The sequence below is a fragment of the Haloferax marisrubri genome (assembly GCF_001469875.2).
Lineage (GTDB): Archaea > Halobacteriota > Halobacteria > Halobacteriales > Haloferacaceae > Haloferax > Haloferax marisrubri.
Map to the genome: position 1 here is coordinate 490,369 of NZ_LOPW02000010.1, position 18,610 is coordinate 508,978.

The window sequence follows — 18,610 nt, forward strand, 5'->3', positions numbered from 1 at the left end:
ACCGCGCGACCGCCCGCCCGACCGTTAGGAGTCGAACGGCTCGCCGTCGCGGTGGTTGTCGACGTTCTCCGTCTCGGCCGCCTCCTGTTCTCGCATCTCGTCTTCGGCGTCCGGTTCCGCACCGTCGTCCGGGCGCTCGGCGTCGACCTCCGCTGACTCCTCGGGCGACGACGCGCCGGCGTCGCCGTCGCCATCGACCGTGACGCCGTGTCCGTCGTCGTCTTCGACGCTCGGTTCGCGGTCAGTCACGTCCGCTTCGGTGTCGTCGGACATCGGGCCGCTAGCTCACGTCGCCCGCGGCAAATAGGTGGTGGCCAAGCGCTTCGAACCCCCGATTACACCCACCAATCAATTGATACTGTTTCCCCGTCATGTCGGTGCATGACTCGGTCTCCCTCGCCGGGGGCGTCGGCGGGGACGGCACCGTCCGTTCTCTTCGTCGCTCCCGACCGCACACGGGCGGACGCCGTCGCGGCCGCGCTCGACCGCCACGACGTGTCCGTCACCGTCGAATTCGACCTCGGAACCGCCCTCGGGCGCGTCGCCGACCGGACGGTCGATTGCCTCTTGGTCCCCCGGCAGTTCGGCGAGCACACCGCCGCCGACGTCGTCGCGCTCGTCCGCGAGCGCCATCCCGACGTCCCGGTCGTCCTCCTCGGCCCCGGCGGGACCGACGACGGCGACACCGACCCGTTCGCCGCCGACCCGACGGTCCACCGCGTTTCTGACGACGTCGAATCTATCTCCTACGACCGCCTCGCCGACCGCGTCCGGGCGGCGGTCGCCCGCTACCGTAGCTCGCAGGCCCAGCGCACCGAACGCGACATCGTCTCTCGGCTCGAACACCGGATTCAGCGCACCGAGCGGAAGATAACGTCGCTCCACGGCGTCGCCATGCGACTCGCGTCGGCCTCCGACACCGACGACATCTACGAGGAGACCGTCGAGGCGGCGGAGCGCATCCTGAACCTCGACATCTGTTTCGCCTTCGAGGCCGAGGCGGACCGGTTCGTCCCGCGGGCGCAGTCCTCGACGCCGACCGACCGCGAACTCCGACCGGTCCCGAAGGACGCGGGCGCGATGGGCGAGACGTTCCGCACCGGCGAGTCCCACCGCGCGGTCGACATGGAACTCCACGCGTTCGGCCGCCCCGAGTTCGGCGACTACCGCTCCGGCCTCAGCGTCGCTATCGGCTCGTTCGGCGTGTTTCAGGCGGTCTCCGAGCAGACCGGCGCGTTCGACGAAATCGACCTCGAACTCGCGGAACTGCTCGTCGCTCACACGAACGCGGCGCTCCAGCGCCTCAGTTTCGAGCGCCGGCTTCGGGTCGAACGCGACCAGTACGCCGCCCTGTTCGAGAACAGCGCCGACTGCATCATCGACTCGGAGTTCGTCGACGGCGAGTCCGTCATCCGCGCGGTCAACCCGGCGTTCGAGGCCACGTTCGGCTACGACGAATCCGAGGTCGTCGGCCGCGCCATCGACGACGTGGTCGCGCCGGACGACCGCCTCGACGAGGCCGCGAAGCTCACCGACATGGTCCGCGCCGGCGACTTCGTCCAGACCGAGGTTCGCAGACAGACCGCTGACGGCGAGAAAGATTTCCTCCTCCGGTCGGTCCCGGTCGGCGAGAACACGATGTACGCGGTCTACACGGACATCACGGCGCGTCGGGACGTCGAACGCGAGGTCGAAGCCCAGAACCGCCGGCTCGACGAGTTCACGAGCGTCGTCTCTCACGACCTCCGCAACCCCCTTTCGGTCGCCACGGGCCACCTCGACCTCGCCCGCGAGGAAGTCGATAACGACCACCTCGCGGCGGTGGCGCGGGCGCACGACCGGATGAACGCGCTGACGGAGGAACTGCTCGTCCTCGCGCGCCAGGGAACCGACGCGCTCGCCACGACGCCCGTGTCCCTCGCGGAGACCGCAGAGCGGTGCTGGGAGAACGTCGAGACCGGGGACGCGACGCTCGTCGTCGCGTCCGACCGGACGCTCGTCGCCGACGCGGGGCGGCTCCACCAACTGTTCGAGAACCTGATGCGGAACTCTGTGGAACACGGTTCCACAGGCAGTCGGATTCCATCCGACGACCCCGTCGAGCGCGGCTCGCCGGAAGCATCCGAACCGACCGATGGCGGCGACGACCGCGTCACCGTCACCGTCGGCGCGCTCGACGACGGCTTCTACGTGGAAGACGACGGCGCGGGCGTTCCGCCCGAACTCCGCTCGCGCATCTTCGACACCGGATTTTCGACCGGCACCGCCGGTATCGGCTTCGGACTGACAATCGTCTCGAACGTCGCCGACGCGCACGACTGGACGGTCTCGGTCGGGGAGAGCGACGCGGGCGGCGCTCGCTTCGAGTTCACCGGCGTGGAATCGGCGTCCTGAGCGCCGAATCGGGGCGAACTGGACTCAGGCGAACTCCTCGTGGAGGTACGCGCCGAGGTAGCCGCCGAGCGCGCCGAGACCGACGGTGTAGACGAGGAGCAAGGCGAGGCCGAACAGCGCGACGATAGCGATGCCGAGGATGCCGAGACCGAACCCGCGCGGGCCGACGCCGATGGCGAAGATGCTGAAGAACCCGAGGACGACGATACCGAGGACGACGCCGACGAGGCTGACGAACAGCCCCGAGACCGCGCCGGACTTCACGCCGAGTTCGCGGTCGCTCCCGGTCAGGTAGCCGGCGACCGCCCCGCCGAGGACGGTCGACCCCGGGAGCGGCGAGAGGACGACGCTGGCGACCGCGCCGACGAGCGCCGAAAACAGCAGGCTCTCGCGGTCGTCGCCGAGGGAGGGCTCGGTCTCCGAAGACGGGGTGTGTTCCATGTCCGACACAACACGGCGGGAGGGCCTAATGCTTTCTCCGCCGCGGCGTCCCGCGGTCGGGGTATCCGGTACCGCCCCGTTTTTAGGACCGTGGCGCGTTTCAAACGAGCATGACCGGTGCCGCCCACGACTTCGGGTTCGAACACGTCCCCGAGACAGACCAGTCGTTCGAGAACGCCTTGGCGAAGGCGCGAGCGGGCGAGCGCCTCACAGTCGACGACGGCGTCGAACTCATCACGACGGGCACCGACTGCGAGGGAATCGACCCCGAACGCAAGGAACTCGTGCTCGAGGCCGCCGACCGCCGGCGCGCCGAGATGGTCGGCGACGAGGTGACGTTCGTCGCCAACCTCAACAACAACGTGACGACGGCCTGCAACACCGGCTGTCTGTTCTGTAACTTCAAGAACACCGCCCACCTGTTCGAGTCCGGCTCCGACGCCGACCACGGCGGCTTCACGAAGACGCCCGCCGAGTCCCGCGACATCGTCGCCGACGCGGTCGAGATGGGAATCTACGAGGTCACGTCGGTCTCCGGCCTCCACCCCGCGCTCGTGCTCGACGAGGAACACCGCGAGATTCTCGAATCCTACGACAACCCCGCCGCCGAGGTGAACTACAAGCCGCCCGAGGCGTACGACACCGACCCCGCGAGCTACGCCGAACAGCTCTCGGCGATGTCGGCCGACGGCGCGCACGTCCACTCGATGACGCCCGAGGAGGCCCACCACGCCAAGCGCGGCACCGACTGGAGCTACGAGGAGGTCTATCGCCGCCTCGCCGACGCCGGCCTCGCCAGCGCGCCCGGCACCGCCGCGGAGATTCTCGTCCCCGAGGTTCGCGAGGTCATCTGCCCCGGGAAAATCGGGACCGACGAGTGGGTCGCCGGGATGGAGGGCGCGATGGAAGCCGGCCTCGACGTGACGGCGACCATCATGTACGGCCACGTCGAGACCGAGAAACACCGCGTGCTCCACCTCGACGTGGTTCGGGACCTACAGGACCGCTACGGCGGAATCACCGAGTTCGTCCCGCTGTCGTTCATCCACCAGAACACGCCGCTGTACGACCGCGGCCTCGTGACCGGCGGCGCGTCCGACGACGAGGACGAACTGATGGTCGCCGTCGCGCGACTCTACCTCGACAACGTCGACCACATCCAGTCGTCGTGGGTGAAGTTCGGGAACGCGAAGGCGCTGAAGCTCCTCAACTGCGGCGCGGACGACCTCATGGGCACGATTCTCTCCGAGGAGATAACGAAGCGCGCCGGCGGCGGCTTCGGCGAGTTCCGCTCGTTCGACGACTACGTCGACATGATAACCGCCATCGGTCGCCGGCCGGTCGAGCGCTCGACGGACTACCGAACCCGCCGCCCCATCGACCCAGACGACGGCCCGCACGGCCCGACGCTCGGCCCGCGCGCCGACGGGACGCCCCTGCTCGACGGCCGCCGCGACCCGGCGACCGCAGACGACTGAGATGATGGCGACAACCCACGCGGCCGTGGGGCTGACCCTCGCCGCGCCGCTGGTCTTGGTCGCTCCCGAACTCGCGACTGCCGCGGCCGTCGGTGCGCTCGTCGGCGGCGTCTTCCCCGACGTTGACCTCTTCGTCGGCGTCCACCGCAAGACGCTGCACTTCCCCGTCTACTACAGCGTCGCCGCCGCGGTCTTCGGAGCCGTCGCCGTCGTCTCTCCCTCGGCGCTCAGCGTCGGGGTCGCCTTTTTCTTCCTCTCGGCGGGGCTCCATTCCGCGTCCGACTGGCTCGGCGCGGGCGGCGAACTCCGGCCGTGGGACCGCACCTCCGACCGCGCGGTGTACGTCCATCCCGCGAAGCGCTGGCTCCGCCCCCGCTACCTCGTCCGCTACGACGGCGCGCCCGAGGACCTCGCGCTGACGCTCCTGTTCGCCGTCCCGGGCTTCCTCGCCTTCACCGGCGGCGTCCGGGTCGCGGTCGCGGTCGGCGTCGCCGTCGCGCTGTTCTACACGGGCTTCAGAAAGCGGATGCCCGAGTGGTTCGGCATCTGAGGCGCGGCGTCCGCGAGCACGACCGCGCCCGCGGGCGTTCGGTTCGACCACGAAACTCATACGTCTCGGTCGCCGAGTAGGCGAAGCGATGACGACCCGACGACTTCGACCGGTTCGGGGGGTGTTCGCCCCGTGATGGCCCCGACGCACGTGGCGATGAGCCTCGCGCTCGCCGCCGCCGTCGCGGTCGTCGCCCCCGCGGCCGCACCCCTCGTCGTCACGGCGGCGCTCGTCGGCGGCGTCTTCCCCGACCTCGACATGGTCGTCGGCGTCCACCGCAAGACGCTCCATCAGGTCGAGGCGTTCGTCGTCGGTTCGGTCGGGTTCGGCGCGGTCGCGCTCGTCACGGGCGAGCCGCTGGCCGCGGCCGCGGCGACCGGGTTCGTCGCGGCGGCGCTCCACTGCGCGACCGACTACCTCGGCGGCAGCAGCGAGGCTCGCCCGTGGGAGGCGCGGACCGACCGCGGCGTCTACGTCCGCAGTCTCGGCGGCTGGGTCGAACCGCGACGCTTCGCCGCCTACGACGGCTCGCCCGGCGACCTCGCGCTCGCCGCGGCGCTCTCGGTGCCGGGATTCCTGACGCTCGGCGACGGCCCGCGGGGGATTCTCCTCGCCAGCCTCGCCGTCGGCGTCGCATACACGCTCGTCAGAAAGCGCGTCCCACAGCTTTCGGGGCGCACGCCCGCGGTGACCGCCGCGCTCGTCGCGCTTTACTCGCTTTTCCTCCGCCGTCGATAAGGTGCCGCCCGACTCAGTCGCTGGCCGTCGGCGAAGCCGAACCGCCGCTTCCGAGCGACGACGCCGGCCCCTCGCGGCCGGTCGCCGATTCGACCGCCAAGCGAGCGAGTCGGAACTCCCGGCACTCGCCGACGCCGAGGGCGTTCTGCGGGAGCACCGCGTTGTCGGCGAGGGCTCGAAACGCCCGGGTCTCCTCGTCGGCCCCGACGGGAACGAGGCGGCCGCGGACGACGACGCTGTGCCAGTCATCGACGCTCTCGACGGCGCTCACGACGAGTTCGACCGGGCCGTCGCTCTCGGCGAAGCGACTCGCGTTCGACTCCGGCGGGGCCGCCAGTTGGAAGTAGAGGTCGTCGCCGTCGACGCCGAACGACATCGGGCGGGCGACCACGTCGCCGTCCACCGCGGCCGAGAGGACGCCGTGGCCCCGCGCCCGCAACACCTCGGCGATGGTCTCGTCACTCAGTTCGCGGCCGCGGTCGACCCAGTCCCTGCTGTCGTGGCTTCCGCCCTCCATACGTCCCGTTTCTCGGGCGCGTATATCGGGGTACGGCGCGTTTTCGCCCCGCGAGAACGGTCGAAACCCCCGTCAGTTCGGAATCGACAGCGGGCCGTCGCCGCGGGCGACGTTTCGAAGCCGCCGCCCGTGGACGTCGTCGGCCCCGAACCGGTCGGTAATCGGGTCGCGGAGCCACTCGCGGTCCGGCGCGACCGCGCGGGCGTCGTCGCGCTCGCCGGTTTCACCCGCCGGGTCGCGGACGCCGTCCGGCAGGAACCGCTCGTAAACCGGCAGTCGCTCGCGGAGCGGGACGCCCGCCTCGTCGGCGATATCGACGAGTTCCCGGAGCGCGGGCCACTCGTAGTCGGGGTTGACGTAGTCGTCCGTGACCGGCGAGACGCCGCCGAGGTCGTCGACGCCGCAGGGGACGAGGTCGGCCGCCGCCGAGAGGTTCGGCGGCACCTGCACCGACACCTCCTCGGGAAGCGCGACCCGCGCCATCGAAACGACCCGGCGCATCGCGTCGAGCGACGGGCGCTCGTAGTCCGACCGCTCGTTGGGGACGACGTTCTGGACGATGACCTCCTGCACGTGGCCGTAGCGCTCGTGGAGCGCGCGGATGGCGAGCAGGCTCTCGGCCCGGTCGCGCCACGTCTCGCCGATGCCGACGAGGATGCCCGTCGTGAAGGGGACGCCCACCTCGCCCGCGGCGCGGATGGTGTTGAGCCGCTGGCCGGGCGTCTTCCGCCGACTGCCCGAGTGGGCGGCCACGTCGGCGGTCGTCTCCAGCATCACGCCCATGCTGGCGTTCAGGGGCGCGAGGTCGGCGAACTCCTCGCGGGTGAGGTCGCCGGGGTTCGAGTGCGGCAGGAGGCCCTCGTCGAGCGCGACCTCGCAGGCCGCCGCGAGGTAGTCGAGGATGTCGTCGTAGCCCCACTCGTCGAGTTGGCGGTGAATCTCCGTGTAGCGCTCGTCGGGGGCGTCGCCGAAGGTGAAAAGCGCCTCCGTACAGCCCGCGTCCGCGCCCGTGCGGACCGTCTCGCGGACCTCGTCGAGGGACATGAGCGTCGCCTCGCCGGGCACGTCGTAGTAGGTGCAGTAGGTGCAGGTGTACCGGCAGGCGGTCGTCAGCGGGATGAAGACGTTCCGAGAGAACGAAAGCGACGCCGGCGCGTCGGCGTCGTCGGGGGTGACGGCGAGCAGTCGCTCCACGTCGGCGTCGTCGATAGTCAGGTCGACTCCGTACTCGTCGGCACCCGGGAACATACCTCTCGGTGTGTGACGAGCCATTAAAAGCGTGTCACTCGCGGCCGATACGGTCGCGGTTCGAGACGGAAGAACGGAAGTCGAGCTCGGGGCCGGATAGTTGGTGCCAGACACGTCTCCGGCCCGTCCGAGGCGCCGTCAGGCGCTCGCCCCGAGTTGGTTGCGAGTGGGACTCGCGTCGTCGTCGTGACGTTCGGACTCCACTTCGACCTCCACGTCGTCTTCGCGACGCGGAAGCGCGCGGCGCACGTTGCCTCAGTTCCCGCCGGGCAGACGGACAACCGCGCCAGTCAATGTTTATCGCGGACCGTTAAGGTCCTATCGGCGACCGCGGACGGCTTCGACCCGGCCCGACCCGCGTTCGAGTCGGACGCCGGCGTCGACCAGCCACTCGCGCGCGCGCCCCTCGCCGTGAACCAACACCTCGACGAGGTCGCTCGGTTCGTCCACGTCGACGGCGAGTCGCATCGAGTCCACCTCGGCGAACGAACAGCCGGCGTCGCGGGCGATTCGCCGGTGGTCGAGGATAGACGCGCCGTGGTAGTCCACGGAGAAGTCGGGGTGGCGGACGACGAGCGCGTTCGTACCGCCGCCGAGGCCGGGTGCGGCGACCACGTCGGCGTCGGTGTCGAACAGGCGCGCGAGCGCCGCGGGCGTCGCGAGCGCGAGGTCGGCCATGACGACCGCGACCGGGTCACCGCCGAGTTCATCGAGTTCGTCGCCCACGACGTCGGTGAGCGGCCGGTCGTCTACGGTGACGGGCGCATCGACCGACACGGGCGCGTCAGCGACGACGCTCGGGTCGCCGTCGGCCGCGCGGACCGCGTCGAGCACGTCGCGGAGCATCGAGACGGCGAACTCGCGTCGCTCGTCGGCGTCGAAAAACGGGGCGAGTCGGGTCTTCGGCGTTCGTCCCCCGAAGGGAACGACGACTCGCACGGAGAATCAGCCCAGTTTGTCGTAGGTCGTCTGCTGGGACCGCCAGTAGAGGAATCCACCGGCGATGAGCGCGACGACGAGCAGGCCGCCAGCGGCGTAGATGAGCAGTTGGGTCGTCTGACTCGACTGCTGTGCCTGGTTCGCGCTGGTCTCGGCCTCGTTGGCGAGGTTCGTCGCGAGGTTGAACTCTTCGCCGTTGAACGCTTCGACAGCGTTGTTGAACGTCTGCTGGGCTTGTTGCGTGTTGGCGCCACTTACACTCTGAATCGCGGCCTGCGCGCTGTCGAGTTCGGCGCGCGCGGCGGCGCTGTCTTCGGTGTAGTGGTGGGCCGTCCACGTGTCGATGTCGTTACTGGAGCCACCTTCGCGGGTCTGGTCGAGCGAGATGAGCGTGAACGTCTGCGCGGGGTCGTAGGAGTACGCCTCGACCTCGGGGACGGTCCCCGTCACGGAGATTTCCACTTCGCTCGTGCCGTCGTCAGCGGCGACTTGCGCGCCGCTGAAGTTCTGCCCGTCGAAGGACTGCTGGTCGACTTTTGCACCCGTCTGGTCGTAGTACGTGACGGTCCACGTCACGTCTTCCAGGTCGGTCTCGCCCGCGAGCGTCCACGATTCGAGTTGCGGGTTCCTGTACAGTTCATCGATGGTGGCCGCCGCGGTCACCTGTGAACCGACCTGCGCCTCGTTGGGGACGTCCTCGGACGCGACGCTCACCGCCCCTGCCGGGCCCGCGAGGGCCGACAAGAGCACGACGAGCGCGAGCGCCAGCTTAGAAAAGCGACTCCAGTTCGTCTTCGTCATCGTTTATGAGGTTCTCCAGATTCGAATCGCTCTCTTGACGGATCTCTTCGATGTTATCCTGCGCTTCGATGGCGACCTGCTGTAGCTCCTTGATGCGCGGGACGTTCGTCACGCCCGACAGGAGGATGACACTCGCCACCTTCCCCGCGCCCGGAATCGGGTAGTCGCCGCCGCGAACTTCCATGGAACCGGTCTGCTCCTCGATCCATTTCCGCCCGCGCTCTATGCCTTTCCGGTTCAGATGCTCCGGCGGACCAGCGAGGACGAGCAGCGCGCGCTCCGCGCCTTCGATCTCACACGGGAGCGTGAGTCGACCGAGCGCGGCCTTGCGGACGAGGCTCGTGATTCGGTTGGTCGTGTGTGCGGTGTCGAGGTTGTCGTCGGGTTCGTCGCCGCCTGTCAGCCGGGACAGGAGGCCACCGCCGCCCTTGTTCTTCCGCGGTTCGACGCCCTCGGAAGCGTAGCCGACGGTCGAGACGCCGCCGCCGGCGAGCGTGTTGATAATCTCCGACGAGTCGACGACGGACTCCGCGACTTCCTGTCCGTCTTGGACTTCGCCGGCGCCGAAGAGCACGCCGAATCGGTTGACGATTTCTTCGTTAATCTCATCGTAGCCCCCCTGTACCGATTCGCCGGTCTTCCGCCAGGCGTCGTTGTCGAACACGAGGAGGTTGTCGACCTCGCGGACGAACGTCTGGAAGGAGCGCGCGGCGTTGAGCGTGTAGATGCCACCCTCGTCGGAGCCCGGCAGGATGCCGAGTCCGTAGACGGGTTCGGTGTAGATGCGCTTGAGGTGTTTCGCGAGGACCGGCGCGCCGCCGGAGCCGGTGCCGCCACCGAGCCCGGACACGACGAGGAAGGCGTCGACTTCGTGGACGGGGATGCTGTCGATGGCACCCTGCACCTCGTCGATGTCCTCCTCGGCGATTTCGGCACCGAGTTCGTTGTCCGCACCGACGCCGTGTCCCTTCACGCGGGACTGGCCGATGAGGACGCGCTGGTCCTTCGGGATGTTCTTCAGTCCGAGCAAGTCAGCTTTCGCGGAGTTCACCGCGACCGCAGCGCGGACGATTCCGGCGTTGCGTTCCCGGTCGTACTCGACAAACTTGTCGACTACTTTTCCCCCGGCTTGCCCGAATCCGATCATTGCGAGCTTCATAGGTTCGGTCCCCTCGCCATTGGGTGAATGGCAGTACGAACGCGGACATAAGCGTTGTGATGGGGAAGTGTATACCCAGCGTCAGATTATCGGCGAAAAACGGTGACTCGAAACCGGTGTTAATCGGCCATTATCCCGTGAGAACGGCTAATACCGGTGAAATGAGCCGGGTTTCACGACTGCTTAACGGCACCCAAAGGTTGGATGTTCGTCAGTTTCGCTCGGCGAGGTACGTCCCGAGCGTCTTCATCGACGAGGTGTCGACGCCGAAGACGCCCACGTCGTTCCGGTCGGTCGTGTTGTCGAACTGGAGCGAGCGGTACTGGTCTTTCCCCATCGGGAAGCCGGGGACCGCGCCGAGAACCGTCAGTCCGACGCCCGCGAGCCCCATCGGGAGCGGGACGATGGTGATGGACTTGTTCTCGGCGTCGTACACCATCTCCGTGATTTCGCGGAGCGTGAGCTTTTCCGGCCCGCCGATGTGGTAGGTCTCGCCGACGTGTTCGTCGCCCTCGACGCCGTCCGCGAGCATCGGCACGAGGTCGCCGACCCAGATGGGTTGGAACCGCGTCTCCCCGTTGCCGGGAAGCGGGTACAGCGGCACGCCGGGCGCGAACATCCCCTTGAGTCGCTTCGTGAAGGAGACGAACTCGCCGCCGTCGCCGAAGACGACCGAGGGACGGAAGATGACCCAGTCGAGGCCCGACGACTTGACCGCCTGCTCGGCTTTCCCCTTCGAGCGGATGTAGGCGGTGTCGCCGTCGGTGTCGGCTCCGAGCGCGCTCATCTGGACGAGTCGGGGCACGTCGTTGGCCTCGGCGGCCTTCACGACGTTTTCGGTCCCCTGCCAGTGGACGATGTCGTGCATCCGGTTGCCGCCGTTCGGTTCGAACAGCGGCGAGAGCGCGACGAGGTTCACGACCGCGTCTTTCCCCTCGAACGCGCCCGCGATGGAGTCGTAGTCCGTCACGTCTCCCATCGCCTTCTCGACGCCGTCGGGGAGGTCCTCGCTGTTCGGACTCCGCGACATCGCGGTCACGCTGTGTCCCCGCGACTGCAGTTCGCGGCAGAGATGGCTCCCGATGAATCCGCTTCCGCCGACGACAAGGACTTTCATGCCGTAATATTCGGCGGAATGAGGGTAAAGCTAACGGGGGATAGGGGTCGATTTCGCCGGGGAACACCCCGATGGGAACGACGCTCTCCCGGGCGGACACGTCCGGTCGCGGGCCCGGCGGTCGCCCGCGAGTGGCGCGGGCGTACTCAGAACAGAATCGAGGGCGCGACCGACCCGTCGGTGCGTTTCACCATCCGACCGATTCGGTCGTAGACGACGAGCTCTTCGGCCGCCTCGGGGCACTCGTCGGGCGCGTCGCTCGGGTGGTCGACCTCGGACTGCTTCGTCGCGAACGACGCGTCGGCCGGCGAAACGCGCTCGTCGAAGCGGACGACGCTGTACTGCTTTTCGCTCGGAAGGAGGTCGTCCCACCGCTCGCAGGTGGGAGGCACTACTACACGTATCGGTTTGCGTTGACATTATCATTGCGGCGGCTCGCTTCGGCGCGCTTTTTCCGGAGCGCCGAGTTGGTAGGGTATGCTCGTCACGCTCGAAGGGCTCGACGGGAGCGGGAAGACGACCGTCTGGGAGGCGCTCCACGACGCGTACCCCGACGCCGTCTTCACGCGCGAGCCCACGTCGGACTCGTGGTACGGAGAGGCAGTCAACCGCGCCATCGCCGACGACGACGCCGACCCGCTCGCCACGCTGTTCCTCTTTACCGCCGACCACGCCGACCACCTCTCGCGGGTCGTCCGGCCCGCCCTCGCCGACGGCGACCTCGTCATCTCCGACCGCTACTCCGACTCGCGGTACGCCTATCAGGCCGCCTCGCTCCGCGACAGCGACCTCCGCCGCCCGATGGAGTACATCAGGGGCATCCACACGGCCTTCACCCGTCCGCCGGACAAGACCATCTACCTCGACGTGGACCCCGAGACGGCCGCCGCGCGCAGCGGGGCGACGAACAAGTTCGAACAGGCGGCGTACCTCGCGGACGTGCGCGCCAACTACGAGCGGCTCATGGAAGCCGAACCGGAGCGGTTCGTCCGCATCGACGCGACGCAGTCGCCGGAGGACGTGCTCGACGCGGTCGAGGCGGCGCTCGAAGAGATTCTCGCGGAACGCTAACCGCCGGCCGACTCGCGGCTCACCGCGAGTTCGGGAGGTTCTCGTACTCCTCCGGCGGCGGGACGTAGAGCGTGTCGATAGTGAACCCGAGCGCGAGCGGCATCCCTATCATCACGCCGATGGCGGCCGTGGGACTGCCGAGGTTCACGCCGATGCTGAAGACGCCGGAGAACACCAGCGTCGAGACGAACAGCACGAGCGGAATGAGAAACAGGGCGTACAGGATGTACCCCCACTGCGTCTTCAACCGCAGGCGGAAAAAGCGGGTCATGACCGCCGCGATGAGCGTGTGGAGGACGATGACCGCGCCCATGAGCACGAGGTTGATCACCGAGACCATAGCCGACCTAGGGAGGCGGTGGTCTTTGGCCTGTCGCTCTCGGCGACCCGCTCGTCCCGCGCCGCCGTCGGTCGAACCGCCCGCCGGGAGCGACCCCGCAGACGGGTGACGTTTATCACGAAGGACCGTGACTCACCGCCATGCACCGACTCATCGCAGAGCGCGGGCTGGACGACACGGAGTTCACCGCAGACGACGCCCGCGCCGCCCTCCGCGACATGATTCGAGCGCGACGGTTCGACGAGCGCGCACTCGCCCTCCAGCGACGCGGCTGGATGAGCGGCTATCCGCCCTTCCGCGGACAGGAGGCCTCCCAAATCGGGGCCGCCCACGCCATGCGCGACGACGACGTGTTGCTGCCGACCTATCGGTCGAACGCCCTCCAACTCGCCCGCGGCGTGCCGCCGAGCGACATCCTCCTCTTCCGGCGCGGCCACGCCGAGTACGACTCCGACCACGACGTGCCGGTGTTCCCGCAGGCGGTCCCCATCGGAAGTCAGATTCCTCACGCGGCCGGCGTCGGTATGGCCGCGAACTACCGCGGCGACGACCACGCGGCGCTGGTCTGCTTCGGCGACGGCGCGACCTCCGAAGGGGACTTCCACGAGGGGCTGAACTTCGCGGGCGTCTTCGACGCGCCGGTCGTCTTCTTCTGCGAGAACAACGGCTGGGCGATTTCGCTCCCCCGCGAGCGCCAGACAGCCAGCGAGTCCATCGCGGCGAAGGCAGACGCCTACGGGATGGACGGCATGCAGGTCGATGGCAACGACCCGCTGGCGGTCAGGGAGGTCGTCGAGCGCGGCTTCGAGAAGGCGCGCGCCGGAGAGCCGGTGCTCATCGAGAGTCTCACCTACCGACAGGGCCCGCACACGACCGCCGACGACCCCTCGCGCTACCGCGACGACGACCCGGAACTCCCCGACTGGCGGACGCGCGACCCGCTCGACCGCTTCGAGTCGTTCTGCCGCGAGCAGGAGGTCGTCGACGACGCGGCGCTCGACGCCATGCGCGACGACGCGGACGAGGAACTGCGCGAGGCCGTCGAGCGCGCGGAGGCGACGCCTGCACCGGGAACCGACGAACTGTTCGACAACGTCTACGAGGAACTGCCGCCGGAACTCGCCCGCCAGCGCGGGGAACACGTCGCGTTCGTCGAGCGAAACGGGCCGTTCGACATCGAGCGCTGAGCCGCGGCGGGTCGTCTCAGTCGTCCAGCGAGATGTACGTCTTCGTGTCTGCGACGCCCTGTAACCCCTGCACGTGGCTCGACGCGGTCTTCAACACCTCGTAGACCGCGTCGGCATCGACCTCCGCGATGATGTCGTACGCGCCCGCGACGATGTGGGCCTCGGTCACCGTCTCGAAGTCGCGGATAGGACCGAGAAGCTGTTCCGACTCACCGGCTCCGGTCTTCACCATGATGAACGCGTGAACCATGCGTGAGATATTCTACCACGGTCGTCAAAAGCCTTGCTTCGACCGAGTGCGGCCCGCTCGCCCGAACCGGGGGAAGGTTATTTGCCTCCGCCGACATACCGTCTTATCATGCGGTTCGTTATCATTGGTGCTGGACGGGTTGGGCTGCGCACCGCTCGCGTCCTCCGCGAGGAGGGTCACGACATCGTCCTGGTGGAGTTGGACCGCGACCGGGTCAAACGGGCCCGCGAGGCAGACTTCGACGTGGTCGAAGGCGACGGCTCCCGCGAGGAGGTGCTCGTCGATGCAGGTATCGAGGCGGCCGACGCCCTCGGCGCGCTCACCGCCGACCTCAACGTGAACTTCGCGGCCTGCATGATCGGCAAGCACTTCGGCTGTCGGACGGTGCTTCGGGTCGACGAGGACTACCGCGAGGAGGTGTACCAGAAGTACGCGAAGGAGGTAGACGAAATCGTCTACCCCGAGCGCCTCGGCGCTATCGGCGCGAAGAACGCGCTGCTCGGCGGGTCTATCCGCGCCATCGCCGACATCGCCCAACACCTGCAGGTCATCCTCGTGACGGTGACAGAGGAGTCGCCCATGAACGGCTACAGCATCGAGGAGGTGGCGCTCCCGGCGAACGCCCGCGTCCTCGCGTTCGGGAAGAAGGACGGTCCGATGGGCATCCCGCTTGCCGACGACTCGCTCGAGACGGGCGACCGCGTGGCCGTCCTCGCGGACTTCGACGTGCTCAACGACGTGCGACAACTGCTCGTCGGCGACGAGGTCGTCACCGCGGCGGGAGGTGCGTGACGATGGTCTACGCCTACATCATGGTCAAGGCCGCGCCCGTCTCGGACGGTATCGACCAGCTGAAACGGGACCTGTTGGCCGTCTCGGACGGCATCGTCAGCGCACACATCGTCGCGGGCGACGTGGACTTCATCGTGAAAGTCGAGGTGGCCTCGCCCGCCGACGTGAAGGACATCGCGGGCGGCATCCAGTCGGTGTCGGGCATCGAGGACACCCAGACGTACATCGCGATGGACTGACCCCGGACAACGGGGACCAACGGCGACGGCCCGGGGAGTCGCCCGAACCGCGCTCGAACCGAATACGCTCGTTTTTCAGAAGCCCGCGCCGGCGGCGTCCCGCGCGTTCTGGATGAGACTCGTCACCGGTTCGCCGTAGTCGTAGCCGGGGATGATGCCCTCGACGAACGTGCCTTCGACGTAGTCGATGACCGCGCCGGCGTCGTCGACGCCGCGGCGCTCGTTGATGTCGGCGAAGCTCGCCCGAACGACCGCCTCGTCGCCCGCGCGCGTCACGTCGGGGTCGAGGTCGTGGTCGCCGGCGACGACGCCGTTTACGTCTTCGAGGCGGAGTTCGAACGTCTCGTACCAGCCGTCTTCGACCACGGGGGCCACGTCGTCGGCGACCGCAGACAGCATCGGGACGCGGACCTCCACGCCGAACTCGACGTGGCCGCTCTCCTGCGCCGCGACGCTGACGGTGCCGTCGAACGGCGTCGTCACGGACTCGAAGGTGCGGTCGTCGATCGGTTCGAACGACCCGTGGTCGCCGAACGCGCGGCGGACCCGACCGGGGATGTCGTCTTCGCTCATGCCCGGACGAAGGTCCCGACGGGAGAAAAGCCCGTTGCGTCGCGAGCGCCCTCGAATCGCCCGCCTGCGGCGGTTTTGGGCGGATGGCGGCACGTTTAAGTATCTCGCCGCACTCCGTTCAGGTGACGCTTCGCTTTGGAGGGCCGAAGCGTCAGCGGGGACCAATCTAGGGCGGCATTTGCCGCGCGGGCCGCTCCCGTGCGGCTGCCTATCCCTTTCTCACGAAACTCACATCGAAGAGCCGCCGGTTTGCGTCCGCGCGCGCTCGAATCGAACAACCGACCCGAGCGATATCTAAGCAGTAACACTCCGCCAGCGACGCGGCCGCGTCAGTTCTCGTCCGGACCGTCGCCGGCAGGTTCGCGTTCACTAGACGCCGCGGTCACCAGACTCGGTTCCGTCCCCCGCGGCTTCGTCTCCGCCCGACCCGTCGGTCGCGAGGTCGGCCATCGTCGGCGACGAAATCGGGTCGGAACCCGTCTCGTCCGCCGTCGCGGTTTCGGTTCTTTCGTCCCCGAGTTCCCCCGCGTCGGCGATGCCGTCGCGCGCACTTTCCTCGCGCACCTCGAACCGGTCGGCGAGCGCCCGCAGTTCGTCGGTCGTGGACGACAGTTCCTGCATCTGCCCGGCGACGGTGACCATCGCGTCGTTCTGCTCGTGGGCCGCGCCGGCCACGTCGGCCGCCTCGGTCCGCGTCTCGTCGGCGATTTCGGCGGCCTCGTCCGCGAGGCGCGCGACCGACTGTGCGGCCGACGCCTGCGAGGCGGTCGCCTCGTCGATGGCGGCGACGCCGTGGTCGACCTCCGCCAGTCGGTCGACCGCCTCGTCGATGGCCGTGACGCCGGCTTCGACCGTCTCGGAGCCCCGCGAGACGCGCTCTCGGGCGGCCGTGACCGCATCGACCGTCTCGTCGGCCGTCTCCTCGACGGACTCGATGGACGACGCGATTTCGGTCGTCGCGTCGGCGGTCTCGCCGGCGAGCGCCTTCACGCTGTCCGCGACGACGGCGAAGCCGGCACCCGCGTCGCCGGCGCGGGCGGCCTCGATAGACGCGTTGAGCGCGAGCAGGTTCGTCTGGTCGGCGATGTCCTCGATGAGGTCGACAACCTCGCCGATGTCCGCCACCTCGTCGCGGAGCGCTTCGACGCCCTCGGCCGCGGCCGCGACGCGCTCGTCGATGTTCGCCATCTCGTCGTGGACGGCGGCGCTCGCGTCGCGCCCGGCCTCGCCGCGCTCCGACGCGTCGCCTGCGAGGTCAGCGAGTTCGTCGGCGGAGGCGGCGACCTCCTCGACGGTCGCCGAGAGGTCCTGCATCTCCGAGGACACCTCGTCGAGGAGCGACGCCTGCTCGGCCGCGCCCTCGGAGATGTCGGCCGTCGCCAGTTCGACCCGCTCGGAGGCGGCGCTGACCTCCTCGGTGCCGGCGGTGACGCGCTCGCCCGCCGCATCGACTGTCGCCGCGAACGACGCGACCTGTCCGATGGTCGCTTCGAGGTCGGCGAGCATCGCGTCGATGCCGTCGCCGACCGCCGCCATGGCCTCGTCGTCCGGTTCGACCGACGTGCGAACCGTCAGGTCGCCCGTCGCCGCGGCGTCCATCGTCTCGCGGTAGTCGTCCGCGGCGCTCGCGAGGTCGCGGCGGGCGTCTTCGGCCGCCTCGATACGGTCGCGCAGACCGTTTCGCATCTCGGCGAACGCCTCGGTCAGCGCCCCGAACTCGTCGACTCTGCGGGTTTCGAGGTCCACGTCGAGGTCCCCGCCGGCGAGCGCTTCCGCCTTGGCGCGGAGCCGCCGGAGCGACAGCACCGTGTTGCGGCCGATGACGACCCCGACCAGCGCGAGGCCGGCGAGGCCCACGCCGATGAGGACGGCGACGTCGCGCTCGACGACCTGCGCGACCGCGTAGGCGTTGTCCTGCGGCGCTTCCACGAGGACCGCCCAGTTCGTCCCCGAGACGGGCGCGTAGGCGACGACTTCGTCCCCGGCGTTCCCGTCGCCCTCGCGCTCGATGACGCCGGTCTCACCGCCGAGCGCCGCGTCCAGCGCCGGCGTCTCGGCCCCTTCGCGGTACGTCGTGAGGACGTTCTTGCCGTACTTGTCGAAGGCGATGACGCCCTCTTCGGTCACGACGCGGGTCTGCGAGCCTTCGACCGGTTCGCTCAGCAGTTCGGCGTGCTTCGTCGCGTCGACGACGACCATCACCGCTCCGTCCCGCCCCTCGACCGGACTGAGGAAGGCGAGGCGCTCGCTCCCGGCGTAGCGGTACACCTCCGAGATGGCGACGGCGTCGGGGTCGTACATCGTCAGCGACCCGGTCGTCCACGACAGGCCGAGGTCGGAGACCGACTTGGCCTCTATCACGCCGTTGGTACTGCGGACGATATCGCGGTTCGACGGCTTCACGTAGTGGATGGCCATCACCTCGTCGGGGAGCGTGTCTCTCTCGCGTTCGAGCGTCTCGTCGATGGTGTCGGGATCGCCCGTCTGGACGGTCTCGTACTCAGAGAGCATCCGGGTGGTCCGGGCGTAGCCGTCCATCCAACTCGACAGTCCCTCGGCCTCCAGCGCGGCGACCATCTCGAGGTCGCTGTGGGTGTCGGCTCTGACCTCGGACCCGACCATGTCCGAGACGTACAGGCCGAACCCGCCCATCACCGCGGCCACGAGGAGAATAACGAACAGAAACTTCCGGAGGTAGCTCCGCCTGAGCACCGCCGGAACCAGCGTGGCGAGCTTCATGCCACTTGGTAGCAAGAGAGCGACGTAAAGCGTTGTC

At 68.7% G+C, this 18,610-nt stretch carries 21 protein-coding genes; 8 read left to right on the forward strand and 13 right to left on the reverse strand.

All coding sequences use genetic code 11. The features are described 5' to 3' along the window. Positions 1 to 24 precede the first annotated feature (24 nt). Entirely contained in the window at positions 25 to 273 is a 249-nt protein-coding gene (locus AUR65_RS09485) for a hypothetical protein (protein ID WP_058566583.1), read from the reverse strand. Between the two features lie 108 nt (positions 274 to 381). On the opposite strand from AUR65_RS09485, the gene AUR65_RS09490 reads away from it, so the two are divergent. Beyond that, positions 382 to 2,394, forward strand: coding sequence for a hybrid sensor histidine kinase/response regulator (locus tag AUR65_RS09490; RefSeq protein WP_058566584.1), 2,013 nt, complete (start codon positions 382 to 384; stop codon positions 2,392 to 2,394). A gap of 24 nt (positions 2,395 to 2,418) precedes the next feature. On the opposite strand, the gene AUR65_RS09495 is transcribed toward AUR65_RS09490, so the two are convergent. Beyond that, a complete protein-coding gene (locus tag AUR65_RS09495) occupies positions 2,419 to 2,835 on the reverse strand; it encodes a DUF5518 domain-containing protein (RefSeq protein WP_058566585.1) in 417 nt (138 codons plus the stop codon). A gap of 110 nt (positions 2,836 to 2,945) precedes the next feature. Here AUR65_RS09495 and cofH point away from each other — a divergent pair, with 110 nt between their 5' ends. From cofH to AUR65_RS09510, 3 genes are all read left to right on the forward strand, one after another. Next, on the forward strand, positions 2,946 to 4,313 hold the full coding sequence (cofH, locus tag AUR65_RS09500; RefSeq protein WP_058566586.1) for a 7,8-didemethyl-8-hydroxy-5-deazariboflavin synthase subunit CofH: 1,368 nt from the start codon (positions 2,946 to 2,948) through the stop codon (positions 4,311 to 4,313). 1 nt (position 4,314) lies between these two features. After that, positions 4,315 to 4,863, forward strand: coding sequence for a hypothetical protein (locus tag AUR65_RS09505; protein ID WP_058566587.1), 549 nt, complete (start codon positions 4,315 to 4,317; stop codon positions 4,861 to 4,863). 135 nt (positions 4,864 to 4,998) lie between these two features. Next, positions 4,999 to 5,601: a hypothetical protein gene (locus AUR65_RS09510; RefSeq protein WP_084816416.1), complete on the forward strand. Its 603-nt coding sequence runs from the start codon at positions 4,999 to 5,001 to the stop codon at positions 5,599 to 5,601. Positions 5,602 to 5,614: 13 nt separating this feature from the next. Here the strand turns inward: AUR65_RS09510 and AUR65_RS09515 are convergent, their stop codons facing one another. The 7 genes from AUR65_RS09515 to AUR65_RS09545 all read right to left on the reverse strand — a co-directional run bounded on the left by AUR65_RS09515 (position 5,615) and on the right by AUR65_RS09545 (position 11,774). Further along, positions 5,615 to 6,118: a pyridoxamine 5'-phosphate oxidase family protein gene (locus AUR65_RS09515; RefSeq protein WP_058566588.1), complete on the reverse strand. Its 504-nt coding sequence runs from the start codon at positions 6,116 to 6,118 to the stop codon at positions 5,615 to 5,617. Positions 6,119 to 6,190: 72 nt separating this feature from the next. Continuing rightward, on the reverse strand, positions 6,191 to 7,366 hold the full coding sequence (gene cofG / locus AUR65_RS09520; protein ID WP_058566589.1) for a 7,8-didemethyl-8-hydroxy-5-deazariboflavin synthase subunit CofG: 1,176 nt from the start codon (positions 7,364 to 7,366) through the stop codon (positions 6,191 to 6,193). Between the two features lie 318 nt (positions 7,367 to 7,684). Beyond that, positions 7,685 to 8,305, reverse strand: coding sequence for a 2-phospho-L-lactate guanylyltransferase (cofC, locus tag AUR65_RS09525; RefSeq protein ID WP_058566590.1), 621 nt, complete (start codon positions 8,303 to 8,305; stop codon positions 7,685 to 7,687). Between the two features lie 6 nt (positions 8,306 to 8,311). Further along, positions 8,312 to 9,106, reverse strand: a complete 795-nt coding sequence (locus AUR65_RS09530) for a hypothetical protein (RefSeq protein ID WP_058566591.1) — start codon at positions 9,104 to 9,106, stop codon at positions 8,312 to 8,314. Beyond that, positions 9,075 to 10,265 carry a tubulin/FtsZ family protein gene (locus tag AUR65_RS09535; protein ID WP_199180586.1) on the reverse strand — a complete coding sequence of 397 codons (1,191 nt, stop codon included), beginning with the start codon at positions 10,263 to 10,265 and terminating at the stop codon, positions 9,075 to 9,077. Before AUR65_RS09535 ends, AUR65_RS09530 begins: the two co-directional genes overlap by 32 nt. A gap of 211 nt (positions 10,266 to 10,476) precedes the next feature. Beyond that, positions 10,477 to 11,382 (reverse strand): complex I NDUFA9 subunit family protein, encoded by a 906-nt coding sequence (locus AUR65_RS09540; RefSeq protein WP_058566592.1) that lies wholly within the window; start codon positions 11,380 to 11,382, stop codon positions 10,477 to 10,479. Between the two features lie 146 nt (positions 11,383 to 11,528). Then, on the reverse strand, positions 11,529 to 11,774 hold the full coding sequence (locus tag AUR65_RS09545; protein WP_058566593.1) for a hypothetical protein: 246 nt from the start codon (positions 11,772 to 11,774) through the stop codon (positions 11,529 to 11,531). An 85-nt stretch (positions 11,775 to 11,859) separates the two neighbouring features. On the opposite strand from AUR65_RS09545, the gene tmk reads away from it, so the two are divergent. Then, a complete protein-coding gene (gene tmk / locus AUR65_RS09550) occupies positions 11,860 to 12,453 on the forward strand; it encodes a dTMP kinase (protein ID WP_058566594.1) in 594 nt (197 codons plus the stop codon). A 19-nt stretch (positions 12,454 to 12,472) separates the two neighbouring features. Here the strand turns inward: tmk and AUR65_RS09555 are convergent, their stop codons facing one another. Continuing rightward, positions 12,473 to 12,793 (reverse strand): hypothetical protein, encoded by a 321-nt coding sequence (locus AUR65_RS09555; protein WP_058566595.1) that lies wholly within the window; start codon positions 12,791 to 12,793, stop codon positions 12,473 to 12,475. A 140-nt stretch (positions 12,794 to 12,933) separates the two neighbouring features. Between AUR65_RS09555 and AUR65_RS09560 the strand changes: the two genes are divergently transcribed. Next, positions 12,934 to 13,980, forward strand: a complete 1,047-nt coding sequence (locus tag AUR65_RS09560) for a thiamine pyrophosphate-dependent dehydrogenase E1 component subunit alpha (protein WP_058566596.1) — start codon at positions 12,934 to 12,936, stop codon at positions 13,978 to 13,980. Between the two features lie 16 nt (positions 13,981 to 13,996). Here the strand turns inward: AUR65_RS09560 and AUR65_RS09565 are convergent, their stop codons facing one another. Further along, positions 13,997 to 14,230 carry an Lrp/AsnC ligand binding domain-containing protein gene (locus AUR65_RS09565; protein WP_058566597.1) on the reverse strand — a complete coding sequence of 78 codons (234 nt, stop codon included), beginning with the start codon at positions 14,228 to 14,230 and terminating at the stop codon, positions 13,997 to 13,999. 108 nt (positions 14,231 to 14,338) lie between these two features. Between AUR65_RS09565 and AUR65_RS09570 the strand changes: the two genes are divergently transcribed. Together AUR65_RS09570 and AUR65_RS09575 are read left to right on the forward strand one after the other, a co-directional pair. Further along, positions 14,339 to 15,022, forward strand: coding sequence for a potassium channel family protein (locus tag AUR65_RS09570; protein WP_058566598.1), 684 nt, complete (start codon positions 14,339 to 14,341; stop codon positions 15,020 to 15,022). A 2-nt stretch (positions 15,023 to 15,024) separates the two neighbouring features. Then, entirely contained in the window at positions 15,025 to 15,261 is a 237-nt protein-coding gene (locus tag AUR65_RS09575; RefSeq protein WP_058566599.1) for an Lrp/AsnC ligand binding domain-containing protein, read from the forward strand. Between the two features lie 75 nt (positions 15,262 to 15,336). Here AUR65_RS09575 and AUR65_RS09580 read toward each other — a convergent pair whose 3' ends face one another. Both AUR65_RS09580 and AUR65_RS09585 read right to left on the reverse strand, forming a co-directional pair. Continuing rightward, positions 15,337 to 15,834 (reverse strand): DUF5813 family protein, encoded by a 498-nt coding sequence (locus tag AUR65_RS09580; protein ID WP_058566600.1) that lies wholly within the window; start codon positions 15,832 to 15,834, stop codon positions 15,337 to 15,339. A gap of 369 nt (positions 15,835 to 16,203) precedes the next feature. Beyond that, the gene (locus tag AUR65_RS09585) at positions 16,204 to 18,573 is read right to left on the reverse strand and encodes a methyl-accepting chemotaxis protein (protein ID WP_058566601.1); all 2,370 of its coding nucleotides are present in this window, start codon (positions 18,571 to 18,573) and stop codon (positions 16,204 to 16,206) included. Between the last annotated feature and the right edge of the window lie 37 nt (positions 18,574 to 18,610).

Bases quoted from the DNA above. Each gene is read 5' to 3' on its own strand.
- AUR65_RS09485 (WP_058566583.1), bottom strand. From the start codon at position 273: ATGTCCGACGACACCGAAGCGGACGTGACTGACCGCGAACCGAGCGTC.
- AUR65_RS09490 (WP_058566584.1), top strand. From the start codon at position 382: ATGACTCGGTCTCCCTCGCCGGGGGCGTCGGCGGGGACGGCACCGTCC.
- AUR65_RS09495 (WP_058566585.1), bottom strand. From the start codon at position 2,835: ATGGAACACACCCCGTCTTCGGAGACCGAGCCCTCCCTCGGCGACGAC.
- cofH (WP_058566586.1), top strand. From the start codon at position 2,946: ATGACCGGTGCCGCCCACGACTTCGGGTTCGAACACGTCCCCGAGACA.
- AUR65_RS09505 (WP_058566587.1), top strand. From the start codon at position 4,315: ATGATGGCGACAACCCACGCGGCCGTGGGGCTGACCCTCGCCGCGCCG.
- AUR65_RS09510 (WP_084816416.1), top strand. From the start codon at position 4,999: ATGGCCCCGACGCACGTGGCGATGAGCCTCGCGCTCGCCGCCGCCGTC.
- AUR65_RS09515 (WP_058566588.1), bottom strand. From the start codon at position 6,118: ATGGAGGGCGGAAGCCACGACAGCAGGGACTGGGTCGACCGCGGCCGC.
- cofG (WP_058566589.1), bottom strand. From the start codon at position 7,366: ATGTTCCCGGGTGCCGACGAGTACGGAGTCGACCTGACTATCGACGAC.
- AUR65_RS09530 (WP_058566591.1), bottom strand. From the start codon at position 9,106: ATGACGAAGACGAACTGGAGTCGCTTTTCTAAGCTGGCGCTCGCGCTC.
- AUR65_RS09535 (WP_199180586.1), bottom strand. From the start codon at position 10,265: ATGAAGCTCGCAATGATCGGATTCGGGCAAGCCGGGGGAAAAGTAGTC.
- AUR65_RS09540 (WP_058566592.1), bottom strand. From the start codon at position 11,382: ATGAAAGTCCTTGTCGTCGGCGGAAGCGGATTCATCGGGAGCCATCTC.
- tmk (WP_058566594.1), top strand. From the start codon at position 11,860: ATGCTCGTCACGCTCGAAGGGCTCGACGGGAGCGGGAAGACGACCGTC.
- AUR65_RS09555 (WP_058566595.1), bottom strand. From the start codon at position 12,793: ATGGTCTCGGTGATCAACCTCGTGCTCATGGGCGCGGTCATCGTCCTC.
- AUR65_RS09560 (WP_058566596.1), top strand. From the start codon at position 12,934: ATGCACCGACTCATCGCAGAGCGCGGGCTGGACGACACGGAGTTCACC.
- AUR65_RS09565 (WP_058566597.1), bottom strand. From the start codon at position 14,230: ATGGTTCACGCGTTCATCATGGTGAAGACCGGAGCCGGTGAGTCGGAA.
- AUR65_RS09570 (WP_058566598.1), top strand. From the start codon at position 14,339: ATGCGGTTCGTTATCATTGGTGCTGGACGGGTTGGGCTGCGCACCGCT.
- AUR65_RS09575 (WP_058566599.1), top strand. From the start codon at position 15,025: ATGGTCTACGCCTACATCATGGTCAAGGCCGCGCCCGTCTCGGACGGT.
- AUR65_RS09580 (WP_058566600.1), bottom strand. From the start codon at position 15,834: ATGAGCGAAGACGACATCCCCGGTCGGGTCCGCCGCGCGTTCGGCGAC.
- AUR65_RS09585 (WP_058566601.1), bottom strand. From the start codon at position 18,573: ATGAAGCTCGCCACGCTGGTTCCGGCGGTGCTCAGGCGGAGCTACCTC.